The following is a 17,103-nucleotide window of genomic DNA, read 5'->3' on the forward strand; positions in this document are numbered from 1 at the left end:
TTGCTTGCGTTCGACGCGGGCACGGGCCCAACGGAGGACTCATGATTCTGGTAACAGCCGCATCAGGTCGAACTGGCCGTAGTCTGGTGGCCGCGCTCACGCGCGAGGGCAAACCCGTCAGAGCCGCCGACATCAATCCATCTGTGCACACTGTTCGAGATGTCGGTGCTGCCGAGACCATGGTCGTCGACCTTCTCGAGCCCCGCGAACTCGCCAAGGCGATGGACGGCGTCGACGCTGTTGTACACATCGGCCCGCTGTTCCACCACCGTGAGGCAGACATCGGCCGCGCGGTGGTCGCCGAGGCTCGGCGCGCAGAGGTCGAGCACTTCGTGCAGTTCTCTGTCGTGCATCCGCAGATCGAAGCGCTGCTCAACCACCAGGCGAAGATCGGCGTCGAGCGGGCAGTTGTGATGTCGCCGATTCCGTTCACGATCATCCAGCCGATGCACTACCTGCAGAACATCGACGTTGCCGCCACGGTTCAGTCGGGCATCCACCGCAAGCCGTTCTCTCCGGATGCCCGGCTCGCCCAAGTCGACCTCGACGACGTCACCGCGGTTGCAGCCAGCGTCGTCGGCGACCCCCAGCACTTCTACGCAACGTACGAGCTCTGCGGGTCTGACTTCGTCACCGGGCACGACATCGCCGCCGTGATCAGCGAGCTCTCGGGCCGCGAAATCAGCACCGAGCTGGCGCCCATCACCGACTTCGCCGACCCGAAACCGCAGCGCCGTGCCGAAGACGAGTTCTCGTACGACGCCATGTACCGCCTGTGGGGTCACTACAGCCGCTACGGCATCACCGGCAACCCGAACGTCTTGACCTGGTTGCTCGGGCGAACGCCCACGACTCTGCGCGACTATGTCATTCGTGAGCTCGAGGCCGCGTACCTTCCTGTTAATGCGTAACCTCGCAGCGACCCGCGATTGATTGCATTGCCCCACCCCCGTTTGCCTACACAACCGTTCGACCCGCACAAACCCATTGAGAGGACGACACTGATGTCGAAACCAGAATTACCCGGCGGCACCCTCACCCTTGCTCCCGAGCTGACCGTGAGCCGCGTCGGCTACGGCGCAATGCAGCTCGCTGGCCACATGGCCTTCGGGCCACCCGCCGATCGCGCGGCGGCCATAGCGGTTCTGCGCACCGCTGTCGAGCTGGGTGTCACGCACATCGACTCGAGCGACTACTACGGCCCGTATGTGGTCAACGAAATCATTCGTGAAGCGCTGCATCCTTACGGCGACACAGTGCACATCGCCACCAAGGTGGGCTTTCTGCGCAACGACCAGGGCGCGTGGATTCCCGCACTCACCCCAGACGAGCTGCGCAAAGCGGTGCACAGCAACCTCGAGCACCTCGGCCTTGACGCTCTCGATCTGGTCAACCTGCGCGTGGGCGCCCAGAATCAGGCCGCGCCAGGCTCGCTCGAAGGGCCGTTCACGGTGCTGGCCGAGCTGCAGCAGCAGGGCCTGATCAAGAACATCGGCCTCAGCACAGTCTCGGCTGAGCAAGTGGCCGAGGCGCGCAGAATCGCGCCCGTGCTAGCCGTGCAGAACTACTACAACCTCGCCCAGCGCACCGACGACGATCTCATCGACAGCCTCGCTGAAGACGGTATCGCCTTTGTTCCCTACGCCCCGCTCGGCGGCGGTTTCGACCCGCTGAAGGCACAAGAGCTCGACACGGTCGCGGCTCGGCACGACGCGTCGCCGCTGGGCATCGCGCTCGCCTGGCTGCTCAACCGTTCGCCCAACATCTTGCTGATTCCGGGCACCTCGTCGCTCGCGCACCTGTACGACAATGTATCGAGCACCGGCATTGTTCTCACCGACGAAGATCTGGCCGATCTCGAACTTCTCAGCGACAAGGCGGATGCACGCTCATGAGCACCTCGATAACCGACAGTGATCTCGCTTCGAACGAAGCCCTTGCCCAGCGCGAAGCACTCGACGCCTCGGCCGTCATTCAGGTCGTTCTCGCCGAACGGCAAGCTCGCGACCGCGGGTGGTGGGATCGCATGGCTGACTCCTTCTGGCCCGACTCCACGGTGCGGCTGAGCTGGCACAAAGGTTCTGGCGCGGGCTTCGTGGCAGGCACCCAGGCCATTGCCGAACGCGGCCAAGAGATCGCGTTGCACCAGCTGTCGGCTCCGGTGGCGCACGTGCGTGGTGACAGGGCCTTCGTCGAGTCGACGGCCACGATGAGAATGGCCGTCAACATCGATGGCGTCGCCGGCAACCTGACGACCACCGTGCGGCTGAACTATCGCCTCGAACGTCGTGACGGCAGGTGGCGCATCTTCTCGCTCGACGCCATCTACGAGAACACGACACTCTTTCCGGCGGTGCCGGGCCAGGTCATCACGGTCGACCCAGACGAGCTGACCGGTTACCGCTCGAGCTACGCGCTCTTGGCCTGGAACATCGCCAGGCGAGGCATCACGCCGAGCACAGAAGACCTCGGCGACGATCGGCCAGACGATGTCAAGGCGTTCTACGACGGCGTCTGGAGCTGGCTCGAGCAGCAGTAGCTCAGGCCGCACACCCCGTGCGAACAGAAGAGGCCCCGTCATTCGACGGGGCCTCTTCTCGTGGAGCCGGTGGCTATCAGACCGACGCTTCACTTTCGGTGAGCAGTTCGCGAAGCTCACGAACGAGGTCGTTGAACTCGCGAGTCTCGGTGAGCGCGCGGGTTCGGTTACGACCGAACGGAACCACGACCTGCTTGCTGATCTTGCCCGGCTTGGGCGTCATCAAGACCACCCGGTCGGCGAGATAGACCGCCTCGTGAATGTCATGGGTCACAAAAATGGTGGTGCGCTTCTCGCGATCGGCCAAAGCCATCAGCTGGTCTTGCAGCGACTCTTTGGTCATTGCGTCAAGAGCGCCGAACGGTTCGTCCATCAGCACCAGGTCAGGCTCTACCGCGAGCGCCCGAGCGAGGTTCACGCGCTGCTGCATGCCGCCTGACACCTCGTGCGGGTAGTGCGAGGCGTAACCCGAAAGACCCACCAGCTCAATGGCCGAAGCAACCCGCTGCTTGATCTCTGCCGAGCTCATCTGGCGACGCAGTTCGAGGCCGTAGGCCACGTTTCGCTCGATGGTTCGCCAGGGCAGCAGTGACGCGTGCTGAAAGACCACAGCACGGTCAGGGCCGGGGCCCTGGATGGGTTTGCCGTGCATCCGAATCTGCCCGTCGTTGAAGTCGGTCAGCCCGGCGACGCAGTTCAGCAAGGTGGTCTTGCCGCAGCCAGAATGGCCGATCAGGGTGACGAATTCGCCTGCTTCAACGCTCAGCGAGACGTTGTCGAGAACCCGCTGAGAGGTCGACGCCTTCTGACCCCGACGCTTGTACGTCTTGCCGAGGTCGACCACTTCGAGGCCGGCCGCAGGCGCAGTTGTGCTCATCGTCGAGAGCCTTTCGTTCGCTGTGTTCAGGGTGTTTACTGTCGCCATTTGTCTAGCTTTCTCTGAATGGTTCCGAGTGCGAAGGTGAGCAGAAGGGCGGTGGCGGCGAAAACGAGCACGCCGACCAGCGCATCGGCGGTGTCGAGAGACAGAGCCGAGGTGAAGATCAGTCCGCCGACACCGGTGTTGCCGTAGAAGTACTCGGCGACCACCACGCCGATGAGGGAGAGGGTCAGGCCCTGGCGAATGCCGGCGACCACAGAAGGCACCGCCCCCGGTAGTGCGATGGTACGCAGCACGTCGGTGTTGGTGGCCAGGTAGCTCTGGGCCAGTCGAATGTGTTCGCGATCGACGGCTGAGACGCCGGCAGCAGTGTTGAGGATGACCGGAAAGATCGAAATGAGCACAACAACGACGACCTGCGACGAGAATCCGATGCCGAACCACACGGTGATGAGCGGCAGAAGCGCCAAGGTGGGCGTTGCGTACAGAAGTGAGACCAGTGGGTCGACGACGGCATTAACACGTCGGTACCAGCCGAGAATCAGTCCGATGATGAGTCCCACTACGAGCGAGATTCCGAATCCCGCGGCGAAGACGACGGCCGACGAGGCGATTGCTGCCGGCAGCGTGCCATCGGCTATCAAGACCACGGCAGCCTGGGCGATGGCCACAGGTGAGCTGGTGAAGAGATCATTCACGAGCCCCGTGCTGGCGGCCACCTGCCAGAGAATCAAGAACCCGATGACGCCGCCGGCGCCGAGCAGCGTGCGGGTCGAGCGAGAGATGGTCGGCCTGCTGACGATGCGGCGAGAGGCAAGGCCGTTGCCACTCGCGCGAGTTGTGATGGCCATCTGACGGGCTCCATTCGGGTCGTGCCTAGTGAGAAAAGACGGGGATCGCGACACCGGTGAAAGATGTCACGAAGACGTGATCGGGGCGCGCCGCTCGCTCAGCTCGAGGCGAGAAAGCGGCGCACCCCAGGTGTCACTTCAGTTGATTGACGTAGGTGTTGTCGACGTACTTCGCCCAATCTTGCGGATTGACGTCAGGATGCCCGTTGTCATGCAAAGCCTGCAGAGCCGGTATCTGCGTGGCGGCCGTCACCGGCTCGAGTGTCTTCGTCATGACGGTCAGCGTTCCCGCGTAATCGACCGCGGGATTCTGCGAATTCGCGAACGTCTTCAATGTTGCCTGCGCATCGGTGGGGTCTGACCACCAGGCCATGACCGCCTTGTTCAGAGCGTTGACGAGCTTCTGGGTTGCGTCAGGGTGCGCGCTTGTCCAGTCGGTGTTGGCGTAGAGACCGGCCAGAGTGAACGGAGTCGACTTCGAGAAGTCGTAACCGACACTCGAACCCGGCGTGCTTGCCAAAAGGGTTGCGCCTGTCGGCAACGATGAGACGACGACTCCCTGCACCTGGCCGCTCTGGAAGGCGGCCGACACAGCCTGAAAACTCCCCAGCGACACGAAGGTCACGTCGCCAGGCGCCAAGCCGGCGCTGGCCAGTTCTTGTTTGGCCAGAATGTCGACGATCTCGCCCGGAGCCGAGATTCCCACCGACTTGCCTTTCAGATCGGCAACGGAGCTGACGCCGTTGCCGAGCAAGAACTCCATGTTCGGCTTATCGGCATAGGTGCCCAAGATCTTGATGGGTGCCTTCAGTGCCGCCGCGTCGGGGCCGGGAGCCGCGCCGACCACGAACTGTGCGGTGTCGCCGGCCAGTGCCGTCGGTACTTGCGCCGCCGTTACGATCGACACTTTCACGTCGAGGCCCTCTGCCTTGAAGAAGCCCTGATCGACCGCGAACGTCGGTACGGCCAGAATGGCGGCGGGCGCCCCGACCACGAGCTGAATAGTGCCGGCTGGCGCCTCACCGGTTGATGAAGCACCGGCCGACGCCGAGGTGGAGCAAGCGGCGGTTGCGCCGAGAATGGCGAGCGAAACACCGACGACGACTGAACGTCTGCGCCAGGTACTGCGATTGATGTCGCGAAAAATCTTTAGCCTCATTGCCAAACATCCCTTTGGTTGAGCACGATCTCCGATGATCGTGCGTTCATGTGTTGCCAGGTATCGGTGATGTTATCACATATAAAGACGAGCACTCCGGGCGAAGTGTGTCGGTTTCAACCGGCGCGCCTCGGCCTCGCGCGGAATGCCGGAGAATGAATAAAACCCGATCGCGCGAGTACTGTTATCACATATACTAATTGTGCCCACACCCCGCGCGCTACTGGCGCCGACCTTCAAGGGAGAAAGTCATGTCAACGTCGATCCAATCTGCGATCGCGACCGAAACGCCCACTCTGGCTGAACTCATCGCGCGAGCAGACGAGCTACGCCCTCTGCTGCGAAAGAACGGGGCCGAGGGCGAGCAGCAGCGTCGCGTCGTCGAAGAGAGCATCGACGCCCTCAAGACGGCAGGCCTCTTTCGGCTTCTGCAGCCCAAGCGATACGGGGGGTACGAGTCGTCGATTCGCGCCCTGGTCGATGTCGCAGCTTCAGTCGGCGAGGCAGACGGCGGCACGGCCTGGGTTGTGTCACTGCTGAACTCTGGGGCCTGGCTGGCAAGCTGCTTTCCCGAGCAGGCCCAAGACGATGTCTGGGCCGACAACCCAGATGCGCTGGTTTCTGGGGTCTTTTCGCCCAAAGTGGAGTCGACGAAGGTCGCCGGCGGTTACCGCGTAACGGGTGAGTGGTTCTACAACTCCGGCTCGTGGCACGCCGACTGGGCGGTGCTCAGCATGCCCATTCCCAACGAAGCGGGTGAGATCGTCGACATGGCCATGGCGCTCATTCCGCGCTCTGACGTCGACCTGAAAGAGACGTGGTTCGTCGCCGGCATGCGCGCATCTGGCTCGAACTGTCTCATCGCGACCGACATCTTCGTTCCCGAGCACCGCATCATGTCGGTTCCGCCGGCCATCGAGGGCGAGTTTCCCACCGAACACTCCGAAGAGCGACTGTATTCGTCGCCGCTCGGCCCCTTCTTCACCGTGGGCATGGTCGGCCCGCAGCTCGGCCTCGGCCGAGCCGCCTTCGCCATCGTGAAAGAGAAAGCGGCGACGAAGGGTGTCACGAACACCATCTACACTCGCCAAGCCGACTCGGTGGCCTTTCAGATTCAGCTCGCTCAAGCGGCGATGATGCTCGAGACCGCTCACTTGCACGCGCATCGAGTCGCCGACGAGATGGATGCCGCAGCTCAACGAGGCGAGAAGCTCGACTTCTTGGCACGCACCCGAATCAGAGCCGACATCGGTTGGGCGATCGAGCACGTGGTCAAGGCCATCGACACCCTGCTCTACGCCCACGGATCTTCTGCGTTCGCCGAGGTCAACCCGCTGCAGCGTATTTGGCGCGACTCCGAAGTGGCCTCGCGTCACGCCGGCATTCTGCCGATGGTCTGCTACGAAATCTACGGCAAGGGTCTCGTCGGGTCAGACGAACGCATCACTCAGATGATCTGAGCTGAAATGAAAAGGCTCTCGGCGGCACCAGATCTGGTGCCGCCGAGAGCTTTTTGTTGTGCCCGGCCAACGCATCCGGTTGGGCGACGCGGAATCGTGCGTCAGCTGGCTCGCTCGAGCACCTGGCCGTCACGAAACGCAGGGAATACCTTGCGAGCGAAGTCTTCGATGCTGCTCGGCTCGCGCTTCAGAAGCCAGCGCAGAACGTTCGGGCTGCCGACATGGTCGTGGTCGCTGTAGAACGCGCAGATCTGGCGCAAGACTCTGCCCTCGTCGGGAATGAGCTCGAGGTCGACGTCACCGAACCACATCTTCGCCCATTCTTCGGGGGTGATCTCTCGCACGGCTACGGGGTCGCCCACGACTAGAGCAACCGCATCCGCAACGTCTTGGGCGGTCAGCCAGCCGGCGCTGCACAACTCGTAGGTCGCGCCCCAGTGCTCGGCACCGTGAGTGAGCACCTCTGCGGCCACATCGGTCACGTCGTCGAGGTCGACCATCGACATGCGCCGCTCGAGTGACCACGCCTGTTGGTAGACGCCGTCGCGAAAGGCGGGCAGAAGCTCGAATGCGGTCATATAGTTTGCGGGCTGCAAAATCGTGTACTTCAGACCCGAGGCGACGAGGCGCTCTTCGACGTCACGCTTGTACTGGTGCTGAAAGAGGCCGGTAGAGATGGAGTGCAGTACCGAGCTGAAGACGAAATGATCGACGTTCGCCCGCACGGCCGCCTCGACGATGGCCAGACCCACCTCTCGTTCCGCGGGGTGACCCGTGGGGTTGAGATAGTAGACACCGTCAATGCCGTCGAGAGCGGTCTTCAGCGTCTCTTCATCGAAAAGCTCGTCAACCAGCACTTGCTCGACGCCCAGTTCTCGCAACGACTCCGCCGAAGACTCCGATCGCACGACGCAGCGCAACGACGCACCCGCCGCCAAGAGCTTCGGAACCAGCAGCTTTCCTTGGTTTCCGTTTGCAGAGGTAATCAGCAGCATGTCAAAACTCCTCGATGAGCGCTCGTCTTGAGCGACGATTGTATAATGTTATATTATATCAAGCAGAAGTTGAACGAGACTAACCCAAAGGAGTGCTTATGTCTCAGGTACGAAAGATTGCGTTCGGTGTCGCCATAGTGACGGCGGTCACCGTGCTAGCAGGATGCTCGAGCAGCGGCAGCTCGGGAGATGACCCGAACGCCGGCCTGACCGGCACACCGATCAAGCTCTCGATGTCGGCCTACATCGACTCCCCCATCGGAAGCCTTCCCGAGATCTTCTCCGGTGCAGAAGTCGCGGCAGAAAACATCAACAAGGCCGGTGGCATCAACGGCCGGCCGATTCAGATCGAGACCTGCAACGGCAAGGCTGACGCCGCGACCGAAGTCACCTGTGCGCAGAATGCTGTGAACGATACCCAAGTGCTCGCGAACATCAGCAGTGTGTTTGCAGCCAACCAGGCCGGTGCGACACAGGCCATGCAGGCCGGCGGGCTGGCCGACGTCGGCAGCGTCGGTGGCGATCCAGCCGTTTTCGCGCTCGACAACGAATACCCCATCGAGTTCGTACCCGCAATGACGAACGCCTGTGCCGCACCAGAGGTGAGCGGGCCAGATGCCAAAATCGGCGTCATCGTTTTGCAGAACCCGTTCTCGCAGGGCACCTTCCAGGTCATGGAGCCGTACCTCAAGAGCAGTGCGGTCGGCAGCCGATATGTGGGTTCGGTTTCGATACCCGTGACTCAGCAAGACTATTCGTCGGTCATCCAAGAGCTTGCCGACAAAGGAGCCAACTACATTGTGCCGCTGACCGGCCAGGCCGCCGGCGCACAGATCGTCACAGCCGCGAATTCGGCCGGTCACAACTGGACCTTCTGCGCCGACGCCGGAGTCTTCGGCACGTCTGCGGTGAGCCAGCTCGCGCCCATGACGAAGGAGTTTCTCACCTCATCTGGATTCCCGCCCACTTCGGCCGATTACCCGCTGGTGAAGCAATTCGACACAGAAATGGCCGCCGCTGAAAAGGCCGGCGACAGCAACGCGAGCCTGCAGATCAATCCCGGTAACTCGATGCGGGCGTGGCTCTCGGTGCACATCTTCGCCATGGTCGCGGCTGGCATCAGCGGCGACATCACCAGGCAGAGCTTCTCCACCGCGATGACGACGGCGAAGGTCGACCTGGGCTACGCACAGATCGACTTCTCGAAACCTCTGGGCACGCCGCCGTTCCTCCGCGTCTTTCAGCCGCTCGCGACTGCCAGCAGATGGGACACCGGCAGCAATCAGTTTCAGAAAGTCAGCCAGGTGAACCTGCTCGACCTCAACGGCAACTGATGCAGAACCCCGAGGGAGATCAAGAATCGTGACAGAAGCAGTTCAGTACGCGATACTCGGCTTGGGAGCCGGCGCGGTCTACGTGTTACTGGCCCAGGGTGTGGTCATCATCTTTCGAGGTTCGGGAGTTCTGAATCTCGCGCAGGGCGCCATCGCCATGCTGGCGGCTTATTCATTCAACGAACTGCGTACGCACCAGCATCTTCCCGATTGGCTGGCGATCATCGTCGTCGTGGCTGCTGCCGCACTGGCGAGTTTTCTGATCGATGTGCTCGTGATGAGAAAACTGGCCAACGCCTCACCGCTGGCTCGGCAGATCGCGACTCTCGGCGTGCTGATTCTGGCCACGTCGGGTGCCATTCTGATCTGGGGTGCCACTCCCTCTATCGTCACGCGTGTGCTGCCGACCTCACCGGTGACGCTCTTCGGGGTGACGGCCACCACCGACCGATTGCTGATGACCGCCATCGCGATCGCGATCACTATCGCACTGGCGCTCATCTGGCTATTCACCAGGGCCGGCTGGCTTGCCGAAGCCGTTTCAGAGAGCCGAGTGGGCACCGCCGCCCTCGGCTGGTCGCCGCAGATGATCTCTGCGGCGACCTGGGCCGGCGGCGGCGCTCTGGCAGGGCTCGCGGGCATCCTCATTTCGCCGATCACTCAGCTCAACCAGGCGACGATCACGTTTCTGATCATTCCGGCGCTCGCTGCAACGCTGATCGGAGGCTTCCGCTCGTTCGGGCTCACCTTGCTGGGCGGTCTGGTCATCGGCATGGCACAGGCGCTGACCAGTCACTACGTGCCGATTCCCGGTGCCGCCGACGCGCTTCCGTTCTTGCTCATACTCGTCGTGCTGCTTGTGCGCGGGTCGGGTCTGCCCACCCGTGGGCATGTGCTCGATCGGATGCCCGCGGTGGGCCTCGGGCGCATCGATCTGCGAGTGATCATTCCCATCGCCGCCGCGGCGCTAGTGATCGTGCTGCTGGTGCCCGTTCCGGCCGTGCAGACCATGCTCGCGTCTACCCTGGCGATCAGCATCATCTTGCTGTCGCTGGTGGTTCTGGTCGGGTACGCCGGGCAGCTCTCACTCGCCCAATACGCCCTGGCCGGGCTCGGTTCACTGATCACCGCCCGACTGGTGTCGAGCCTCGGTTGGCCGTTCGAGTTCGCACTCATTGCAGGGGTCGTGGGGGCTACCGCCATCGGCTTGATCTTCGCGCTGCCAGCGCTGCGTACCCGAGGCATCAATCTCGCGGTGGTCACACTGGGGCTCGGGCTCGCCACCCAGGCAGTCGTCTTCAATAGCTCCACCCTGACGGGTGGGGTCAGCGGCACTGCCGTCGGCCCGCAGACGATCTTCGGTATCAGCATCGATTCCAACCGCTATCCGCAGCGCTACACCGTGGTCGTCTTGATCTTCTTCATTCTCGCGGCCCTGGTTGTGGCGTGGGTGCGGCGATCGCGCACCGGCCGGCAGATGCTAGCCGTGCGCTCGAATGAACGGGCCGCGGCTTCGTCGGGGGTGAGCGTGTTCGTCACGAAGATGCGCGCCTTCGCGATCTCGGGTGCACTCGCCGGGCTCGGCGGCATCCTGCTGTCGTTCCAGTCCACGACCATCCCGTTTGCACGGTTCGACCCGCTCAGCTCCATCAACGCGATCGCGCAGGCGGTCGTCGGAGGGGTCGGATTCGTTTTCGGCTCGATCTTCGGGGCGATCATCGCACCGCAGTCGTTGACCTCGCTGGTGAGCAACGTGACGGTGCAGCTCTTCCTTCCGGTCGTCGGCGGAATCGGTGTGCTCGCCACCCTCATCTCCTACCCCAATGGCATTGTGGCGTCGCTCATCGCTCCGTTCCGCCGGCTGCGTGATCGACTTGGCCTGGCACCCCGCGCGCACACCGTTCTGCCCCCGACGACCGACGCGACTCCCGTTCGGCCGCGCACGCTCGTCGTTTCGAACCTCACCGTGCGTTATGGCGGAGTGGTCGCCGTCGGTGGGCTGAGCTTGAGCGTGGAACCGGGCCGAATAGTCGCGCTGATCGGCCCGAACGGTGCCGGTAAGACGTCATTCATGGATGCCCTGACCGGCTTCACGAAATCGACCGGGAGTATCTTTCTCGACGACATCGACCTCTCGCAGTTGCCCGCGCACCGCCGTGCGACTGCCGGACTGGCCCGCTCGTGGCAGGGGCTCGAACTTTTCGACGATCTCACGGTGCTCGAGAATCTGCAGGTGTCGAGCGACAAATCATCGACGCAGCACGCGGGTCGACGAGGTTCTGCGGGACTGTCGCCCGCTGCCGCTGCGGCGGTACGAGAATTCGGGCTCGAGCAACACCTTGACCGCTATCCCGACGAACTCTCGTATGGGCAACGCCGACTGGTGGCTATCGCCCGCTCGGCCGCGATGGAACCCTCCGTTCTGCTTCTCGATGAGCCCGCCGCGGGTCTCGACGAACACGAGTCGCTCGAGCTCGCGCGCCTGGTCAGGGCGCTGGCAGATGCCCGCAACATGGGCATCCTCTTGGTGGAGCACGACATGAACGTGGTGATGGGAATCGCCGACCACGTGGTGGTCATCGACTTCGGTGAGTACGTGGCAGACGGCACGCCCGCCGAGATCGCAACGAACCCTCGTGCGATTGCGTCGTATCTGGGCGACGAGGTCGACACTGACTCTGGGCCGGAGCTTGCGACCAACGTTTTAGGAAAGGAGCTGGCATGACCGAGCTCTTGGCGTGCCGTGATCTCACGGCCGGCTACGGCGATGCACACGCCATTCGAAACGTGAACATCGAGGTTGCGGCGGGCGAAGTGGTCGCCCTCTTGGGGCCGAACGGAGCGGGAAAGACAACGACCCTGCTCTCGCTGACGGGTGTGCTGCCGATCGCGTCAGGAGAAGTGGCGTGGCTGGGGGCGCCCGCGAGCGGCTCTTTGCACCAGCGAGCCCGGCAAGGCCTCGCCTACGTGAGCGAAGGGCGCTCGGTTTTTCAGCGCCTCACCGTGCGGCAGAACCTCGCGATTGCTCGTGACGGCGACGCCGAACGCGCCATCGAGGTCTTTCCCGAGCTGCGAAAGTTGCTGGGGCGCCGAGCCGGACTGCTTTCCGGGGGCGAGCAGCAAATGCTGACGCTCGCCAGGGCCCTCACCCGCCCGACCCGACTCCTTGTCGCAGACGAGCTCTCGCTCGGCCTGGCGCCACGCACTGTCGGGCGGCTGCTGCAGACCGTGCGGCAGATGGCCGACGGCGGCATGGGCGTTCTTCTTGTCGAACAGCATGTCAACCGGGTGCTCGACATCGCAGACCGCGTGTACGTGCTGCGACAAGGAACCATTCAATTCGCAGGAACAGCCAAGGAGGCACGAGGTCGTATGCACGAAATCCGTGGAATGTATCTCTCGGGAGCGCCGTCGAATGGCTGACGCGCTGAGGCGAATCGTAGCGCTCGAAGAGCACTTCGTTGTTCCGGAGCTCGTGAGGGCGTGGCAAGCTTTGCCGCCCGGGCGAATGTCACCCAGTGGTGGAAGCGACGACCCGTTCTCCCGCCGCTTACTCGACGTCGGCGACGAACGCATCGCTGCGATGGACGACCAGGGTGTCGACGTGCAAGTGCTGTCGCTGACGTCTCCGGGGGTGCAGTCGCTCGACCCCGGTGATGCGGTCGCGCTAGCTCACGACGCGAATGATTTTCTCGCCACGGCGATCGCCGAGCATCCTGATCGCTACCAAGGGTTTGCGGCCATTCCCACCCCCGACCCGGCCGCCGCCGCTGCAGAACTCGAGCGCGCCATCACGCAGCTCGGGTTCGCGGGCGCCATGCTGAATGGTCGAACCGGCACGACGAATGCCGACGCGATGGAGTTCGACGATCTCTACGCGACGGCCGAGCGTCTCGGCGTTCCGCTGTATCTTCACCCGCAGACGCCCATCGCTGGTGTTCGCGAGGCGTATTACTCGGGGCTCGGCGGTCGTATCGATTATCTGCTCGCAAACCCTGGCATCGGCTGGCACTACGAAACCGGTATGCAGATTCTGCGCATGATCTTCGCGGGCGTCTTCGATCGCCATCCTGAGTTGCAGATCGTGACCGGACACTGGGGCGAGGTCGTTCTCTTTTATCTGGAGCGCACCCAGCAGCTGGTGAATGCGACGGGGGTGCACCTCGAGCGCACCTTAGAGGAGTATGCCCGGCAGAACCTCTGGGTCACGGGCAGCGGGCTCTTGTCGAATCGCTACCTTCGCTGGAGCACCGAGGTCATCGGCGTCGACCGCATCATGACTTCGGTCGACTACCCCTACGTCTCCAACTCAGGTGGCGCTGCCCGCCGGTTTCTCGAAGAGGCGCCGCTTTCGGCAGACGAGCGCACCGCGATCGGTTCAGGCAACTGGGAGCGCCTACTCGCCCGCCGCAGAATCTGACGACGACAGCTGCCCGCTGGCGGTCGGAGAGACCGCGGGCATCCTGTTCGACACGGAGATGTCGAAGAGCGTCAATCGCCGACCGAGTCGCCAGGCCTCCTCGTAGCGGCTCCGCTCGACCCCGTTGGTCGCTCGAGCGAGGAGCGCCGTCGTGATGTCGCGGCTCCGCGTGCCTCCTGTTGAGGGTTTTGCTCTCTCTGTACGGCCGCCAGTCATTGTCAGAGCGTAGGGAGCTTCGCAAGTGCTTCGTCGGCTTTGGTCTCGCTGACGCCGAGCTTGTCGATGAGCAGGGTTCGGGCGGGCCCGGTGTCGCCCGTTTTCAGGGCCTGGTAGGCGGCGTCGGCTTGACTGCCGAGTTCGGCCCCGGGTTGTTTGGTTACTCCGAGCTGGTCGGCGAGTTGTTGGGCGGTGTCGACGCCGTACGCGGTTCTGATCAGTGCGGGGAGCGGGTAGTTGCTGAGCGATCCGAGATCCATGAGTGTTCCTTTCGATGATGGTGGCCCCACCCTACGTTCCGGCAGCCCTAGCCGCGCGGGCTCGACAACACCAATCCTGTGAGATAGGCCGAGGTGCGACCGTGAAAACGCTCCTCTCAGCGTGATCACATCGCCCCCTGCCCGGCACGGGTCAGCGCGAAGCTGTGGCCAGATGGGATCGCACGAGCACGAGTTTCTTTTGAGAGGGCTGGTTTTGTGGGATGGCGGCGAGGTTGAAGTCTTTGATGGCGCCGGGTTGGAAGACGAGGCATTCGGTGGATCCGCCGAACTGGAAGTAGCCGAGTTCTTCGCCTTTGTCTATGTGGTGGCCGCTGGCGATATCGGTTCCGATGACGCAGGAGGAGACTTCGAGCATGCCGACGGCGACGAATGCGAGAGTGCCGATTGCGGGATTGTCGGCTTCAATGACGATGATGGCGCGGGTGGCGACGTGCGCGAGGTACCCTTGCGAGTTGCCGGGCTCGACGGCGTCTGGGCCCTCTGAATCCGCTTCGGAGTAGTAGGTGCCCGGTTGTACGAAGGCTCGCACGATCCTTCCCGTCACAGGGCTGTGCCAGCGGTGGTAGTTCGTGGCGCTCAAGAAGGCCTGATAGACCGTGCCGCCCTCGAGCTGTTCGACGCACGGGTCGCCTGCGAGCATGTCGTCGAGTGAATACGGTTGGCTTTTGATCCAGAACTGGTCTCGGCGCTTCACATTGGTGCTGATCGCGTAAGGCGTCGACTCGCAGGCACTGGTGATTACGGAGTCGGTTTTGGGCGATGCGACGGGGCGTTGTCCGTCTGTGAATCGGCGGGTGAAGAAGTCGTTCCACGACGTGAACCCCCAGTAGGGCGCGTCGGGGTCGTGCTCGTACTGGTTCATGCCGACGGTTTGTTGAGCTTCGGCGGAGGTCCAGCCGGTGGGGGAGTCGTTGAGCACGTACAGCGAGTCCGGGCCGCTGAGGAACTCGCACCACGCGTCGAGGATCTTTTTGATGGCGGCGTTGATGCGCGGGTCGCGGTACGCGGCGAAACCGGCGGGGGTGCCCATGGTCCAGTCGAGGATCGCGGTCAGCGGCGTCATCACCATGGTGTCTTTACCGAACTCCGGTGCCATGGTGAGCACCTCGTTCATAAGGCGCAACAGCTGGTCGACGCTGTCGATATGACGTTTCGTGTAGGGCTTCGAGGAGGGTACTTGCGTGACCATCTCGTGCATGTACAGCCTCACGACAGGGTCAGATTCGATGAGTTGCTTGAACTGCTGGATAGCCGGATGCAGGTTCACGTTTTCGCCGCGGGCGTCGACGCGAACTCGGTGACCGGCGAGCCACGATTCGAGGGCCTCCTGATTTGCGGGCAGCCAGCCGGCCTGGCGTCGTACGTCTTTGTCGAGGACTTCAGTCATATAGGCAGCTGGTCGGTTGTTTGGGGGACATAACCCGTACGCCCAACGCAACCGTGCAGTCTAGACGAAGGGTCAGGCATGATTAATGTCCTTCCGCACATCAATTTCGGCACGCAATCCATCAATCACAAAACCTCGGCAGACCCTCTGCCTGAATGATGCTTCCGGGCCACGTCGCTTCGGCGATGATTTGCGGGAACCAGAGGTCCATCCAGGCTTCCAGCTCCGCCCGGGTGGCGAGGGTGTGCCAGCGTCGTCGCTGGTGTGCGGTTTCGCCGAGCCCGACGAAGTGCCACACGCTGAAGTCGTTTACCTCGTCTTCCCGGATCTGGTACCCGACGTGCCGGTTCGCGGCAGTGACCTTCCACTCCGAATCGGTGACTTTTTCGAAGTGAAAGTAGCTGCTCTCCGTTTCCGGATCGACGGCCAGCAACCGTGCGGCGATCAGTTCCGTCGTTGTTGTTTTGGCTGGGTTCGTCACGATCGCCCGCCGCTCAGCGCGACTGTCAGGCCCCCGAAGATGGCGGCGTGGACGGTGCGAAGAAGTGCGGAGTGCTCCACTAACGGATTGACCGTGCTGCTGGTGGCGGACCGTGTTCGGGTGGACATCACCAGAGGTGACATGGTCTGGGCGCTCATGCGGTGCCTCGATTCATGACTGGGCTTGATGAAAGGCCAGGCAGTCATGAAAAGTGCGCCACCCGGTAGAACGAGCAACCGGGGTCAAGGGCGACTGAGACAAACCTACCGGAACGCCTCGCAGTGCGCATTCAGGAACCGATCAATGGTGGGGGGTTGACGCCATCGCCAAGACGGTATCAGCAAGCGCGGGTGGGTTTCACAAATGGTGTGTTCAGGCTGGCTGACTGCTGAGGTCGAGGGTTCCGTTGATGACGTTTTGGGCGTCGGTGAGGAGTTTGTTGTTGTTGGAGCGGGCGTGGTTGCGGATCCGGTCGAACGCTTCGTCGGGGGTGATGTTCGCTTGACCGGCGAGCATTCCTTTGGCTTGTTCGATTAGTACCCGGTTGTTCAGCGCGGTTTGCAGTTGTTCAGCGAGATCGGTTTTGGCGATGCTGCTCCGGTCCTGCAGAAGACTGATCGTTGCCATGTCCGCGAGTGCTTGACCCAATGCCACATCAGCGTCGGTCATCAGGGTGGTGTCGTTCGAGACCAGGTTCATGGCCCCGACCACGTCGCCGCGGAGCCGGAGGGGAAGCGCGTGAGTGGATTGCACTCCTGCTTCAGCGGCGACGCCGACGAAGCGTGGCCAACGGTCTTCTGCTTCCGTGATCGTCGCGTTTGTGACGGGTTGACCGCTGCGGAAGCAGTCCAGACAGGGGCCTTCGTCGATTTGCAGTTCGAACAGTTCCAGGTTTCGGATCCTCTCCGAGGACGACGCTGCCAGTCTGAGGCCGCCGCGGAGATCGGTGAGCATGATCCCGGCCGCGTCGACGTTCAAAAGTTCCACGCATGCGTCCGCGAGGTAGTGCAGAAGATCGGTGGCGTCGAAATCGTCGGTAAGGGTATCGGCGAGGGTAATGAAAACTTCGGCGAGGCGGGTTTCTCGTGTCATGCGCGTTC

16 protein-coding genes are annotated in these 17,103 nt (G+C 62.7%); 8 read left to right on the forward strand and 8 right to left on the reverse strand.

Annotated elements, in window-relative coordinates:
• Positions 1-41 precede the first annotated feature (41 nt).
• The 3 genes from IEX24_RS13095 to IEX24_RS13105 all read left to right on the forward strand — a co-directional run bounded on the left by IEX24_RS13095 (position 42) and on the right by IEX24_RS13105 (position 2,539).
• On the forward strand, positions 42-911 hold the full coding sequence (locus IEX24_RS13095; protein ID WP_188678990.1) for an SDR family oxidoreductase: 870 nt from the start codon (positions 42-44) through the stop codon (positions 909-911).
• A gap of 93 nt (positions 912-1,004) precedes the next feature.
• The gene (locus tag IEX24_RS13100; RefSeq protein ID WP_188678991.1) at positions 1,005-1,895 is read left to right on the forward strand and encodes an oxidoreductase; all 891 of its coding nucleotides are present in this window, start codon (positions 1,005-1,007) and stop codon (positions 1,893-1,895) included.
• Positions 1,892-2,539 (forward strand): nuclear transport factor 2 family protein, encoded by a 648-nt coding sequence (locus IEX24_RS13105; RefSeq protein WP_188678993.1) that lies wholly within the window; start codon positions 1,892-1,894, stop codon positions 2,537-2,539. The genes IEX24_RS13100 and IEX24_RS13105 overlap by 4 nt, the downstream gene beginning before the upstream one ends.
• Positions 2,540-2,615: 76 nt before the next feature.
• Here IEX24_RS13105 and IEX24_RS13110 read toward each other — a convergent pair whose 3' ends face one another.
• The 3 genes from IEX24_RS13110 to IEX24_RS13120 all read right to left on the reverse strand — a co-directional run bounded on the left by IEX24_RS13110 (position 2,616) and on the right by IEX24_RS13120 (position 5,429).
• Positions 2,616-3,416 (reverse strand): ABC transporter ATP-binding protein, encoded by an 801-nt coding sequence (locus IEX24_RS13110; protein WP_203586011.1) that lies wholly within the window; start codon positions 3,414-3,416, stop codon positions 2,616-2,618.
• A gap of 35 nt (positions 3,417-3,451) precedes the next feature.
• Positions 3,452-4,270 carry an ABC transporter permease gene (locus IEX24_RS13115; protein WP_188678997.1) on the reverse strand — a complete coding sequence of 273 codons (819 nt, stop codon included), beginning with the start codon at positions 4,268-4,270 and terminating at the stop codon, positions 3,452-3,454.
• Between the two features lie 133 nt (positions 4,271-4,403).
• Entirely contained in the window at positions 4,404-5,429 is a 1,026-nt protein-coding gene (locus IEX24_RS13120; protein WP_188678999.1) for an ABC transporter substrate-binding protein, read from the reverse strand.
• 251 nt (positions 5,430-5,680) lie between these two features.
• On the opposite strand from IEX24_RS13120, the gene IEX24_RS13125 reads away from it, so the two are divergent.
• Positions 5,681-6,889, forward strand: a complete 1,209-nt coding sequence (locus tag IEX24_RS13125) for an acyl-CoA dehydrogenase family protein (RefSeq protein WP_188679001.1) — start codon at positions 5,681-5,683, stop codon at positions 6,887-6,889.
• A gap of 101 nt (positions 6,890-6,990) precedes the next feature.
• Here the strand turns inward: IEX24_RS13125 and IEX24_RS13130 are convergent, their stop codons facing one another.
• Positions 6,991-7,884 (reverse strand): NmrA family NAD(P)-binding protein, encoded by an 894-nt coding sequence (locus IEX24_RS13130; protein ID WP_188679003.1) that lies wholly within the window; start codon positions 7,882-7,884, stop codon positions 6,991-6,993.
• Positions 7,885-7,982: 98 nt separating this feature from the next.
• Between IEX24_RS13130 and IEX24_RS13135 the strand changes: the two genes are divergently transcribed.
• The 4 genes from IEX24_RS13135 to IEX24_RS13150 are packed head-to-tail and all read left to right on the forward strand — an operon-like array spanning position 7,983 to position 13,638.
• The gene (locus tag IEX24_RS13135) at positions 7,983-9,218 is read left to right on the forward strand and encodes an ABC transporter substrate-binding protein (RefSeq protein WP_188679005.1); all 1,236 of its coding nucleotides are present in this window, start codon (positions 7,983-7,985) and stop codon (positions 9,216-9,218) included.
• Between the two features lie 28 nt (positions 9,219-9,246).
• Positions 9,247-11,943 carry a branched-chain amino acid ABC transporter permease/ATP-binding protein gene (locus IEX24_RS13140; protein WP_188679012.1) on the forward strand — a complete coding sequence of 899 codons (2,697 nt, stop codon included), beginning with the start codon at positions 9,247-9,249 and terminating at the stop codon, positions 11,941-11,943.
• Complete coding sequence (locus IEX24_RS13145; protein WP_188679014.1) at positions 11,940-12,641, forward strand: ABC transporter ATP-binding protein; 702 nt, start codon at positions 11,940-11,942, stop codon at positions 12,639-12,641. The genes IEX24_RS13140 and IEX24_RS13145 overlap by 4 nt, the downstream gene beginning before the upstream one ends.
• Positions 12,634-13,638 (forward strand): amidohydrolase family protein, encoded by a 1,005-nt coding sequence (locus IEX24_RS13150; RefSeq protein WP_188679016.1) that lies wholly within the window; start codon positions 12,634-12,636, stop codon positions 13,636-13,638. The genes IEX24_RS13145 and IEX24_RS13150 overlap by 8 nt, the downstream gene beginning before the upstream one ends.
• A 218-nt stretch (positions 13,639-13,856) precedes the next feature.
• Here IEX24_RS13150 and IEX24_RS13155 read toward each other — a convergent pair whose 3' ends face one another.
• The 4 genes from IEX24_RS13155 to IEX24_RS13170 all read right to left on the reverse strand — a co-directional run.
• On the reverse strand, positions 13,857-14,114 hold the full coding sequence (locus IEX24_RS13155; RefSeq protein WP_188679018.1) for a hypothetical protein: 258 nt from the start codon (positions 14,112-14,114) through the stop codon (positions 13,857-13,859).
• Positions 14,115-14,265: 151 nt separating this feature from the next.
• Positions 14,266-15,522 (reverse strand): phosphatidylserine decarboxylase family protein, encoded by a 1,257-nt coding sequence (locus IEX24_RS13160; protein WP_188679020.1) that lies wholly within the window; start codon positions 15,520-15,522, stop codon positions 14,266-14,268.
• A gap of 121 nt (positions 15,523-15,643) precedes the next feature.
• Positions 15,644-16,003 (reverse strand): hypothetical protein, encoded by a 360-nt coding sequence (locus IEX24_RS13165; protein ID WP_188679022.1) that lies wholly within the window; start codon positions 16,001-16,003, stop codon positions 15,644-15,646.
• 372 nt (positions 16,004-16,375) lie between these two features.
• On the reverse strand, positions 16,376-17,103 hold a 728-nt coding region (locus tag IEX24_RS13170), incomplete at its 5' end, for a GAF and ANTAR domain-containing protein (RefSeq protein ID WP_229715288.1).

The organism is Subtercola lobariae, from assembly GCF_014640255.1.
Lineage (GTDB): Bacteria > Actinomycetota > Actinomycetes > Actinomycetales > Microbacteriaceae > Subtercola > Subtercola lobariae.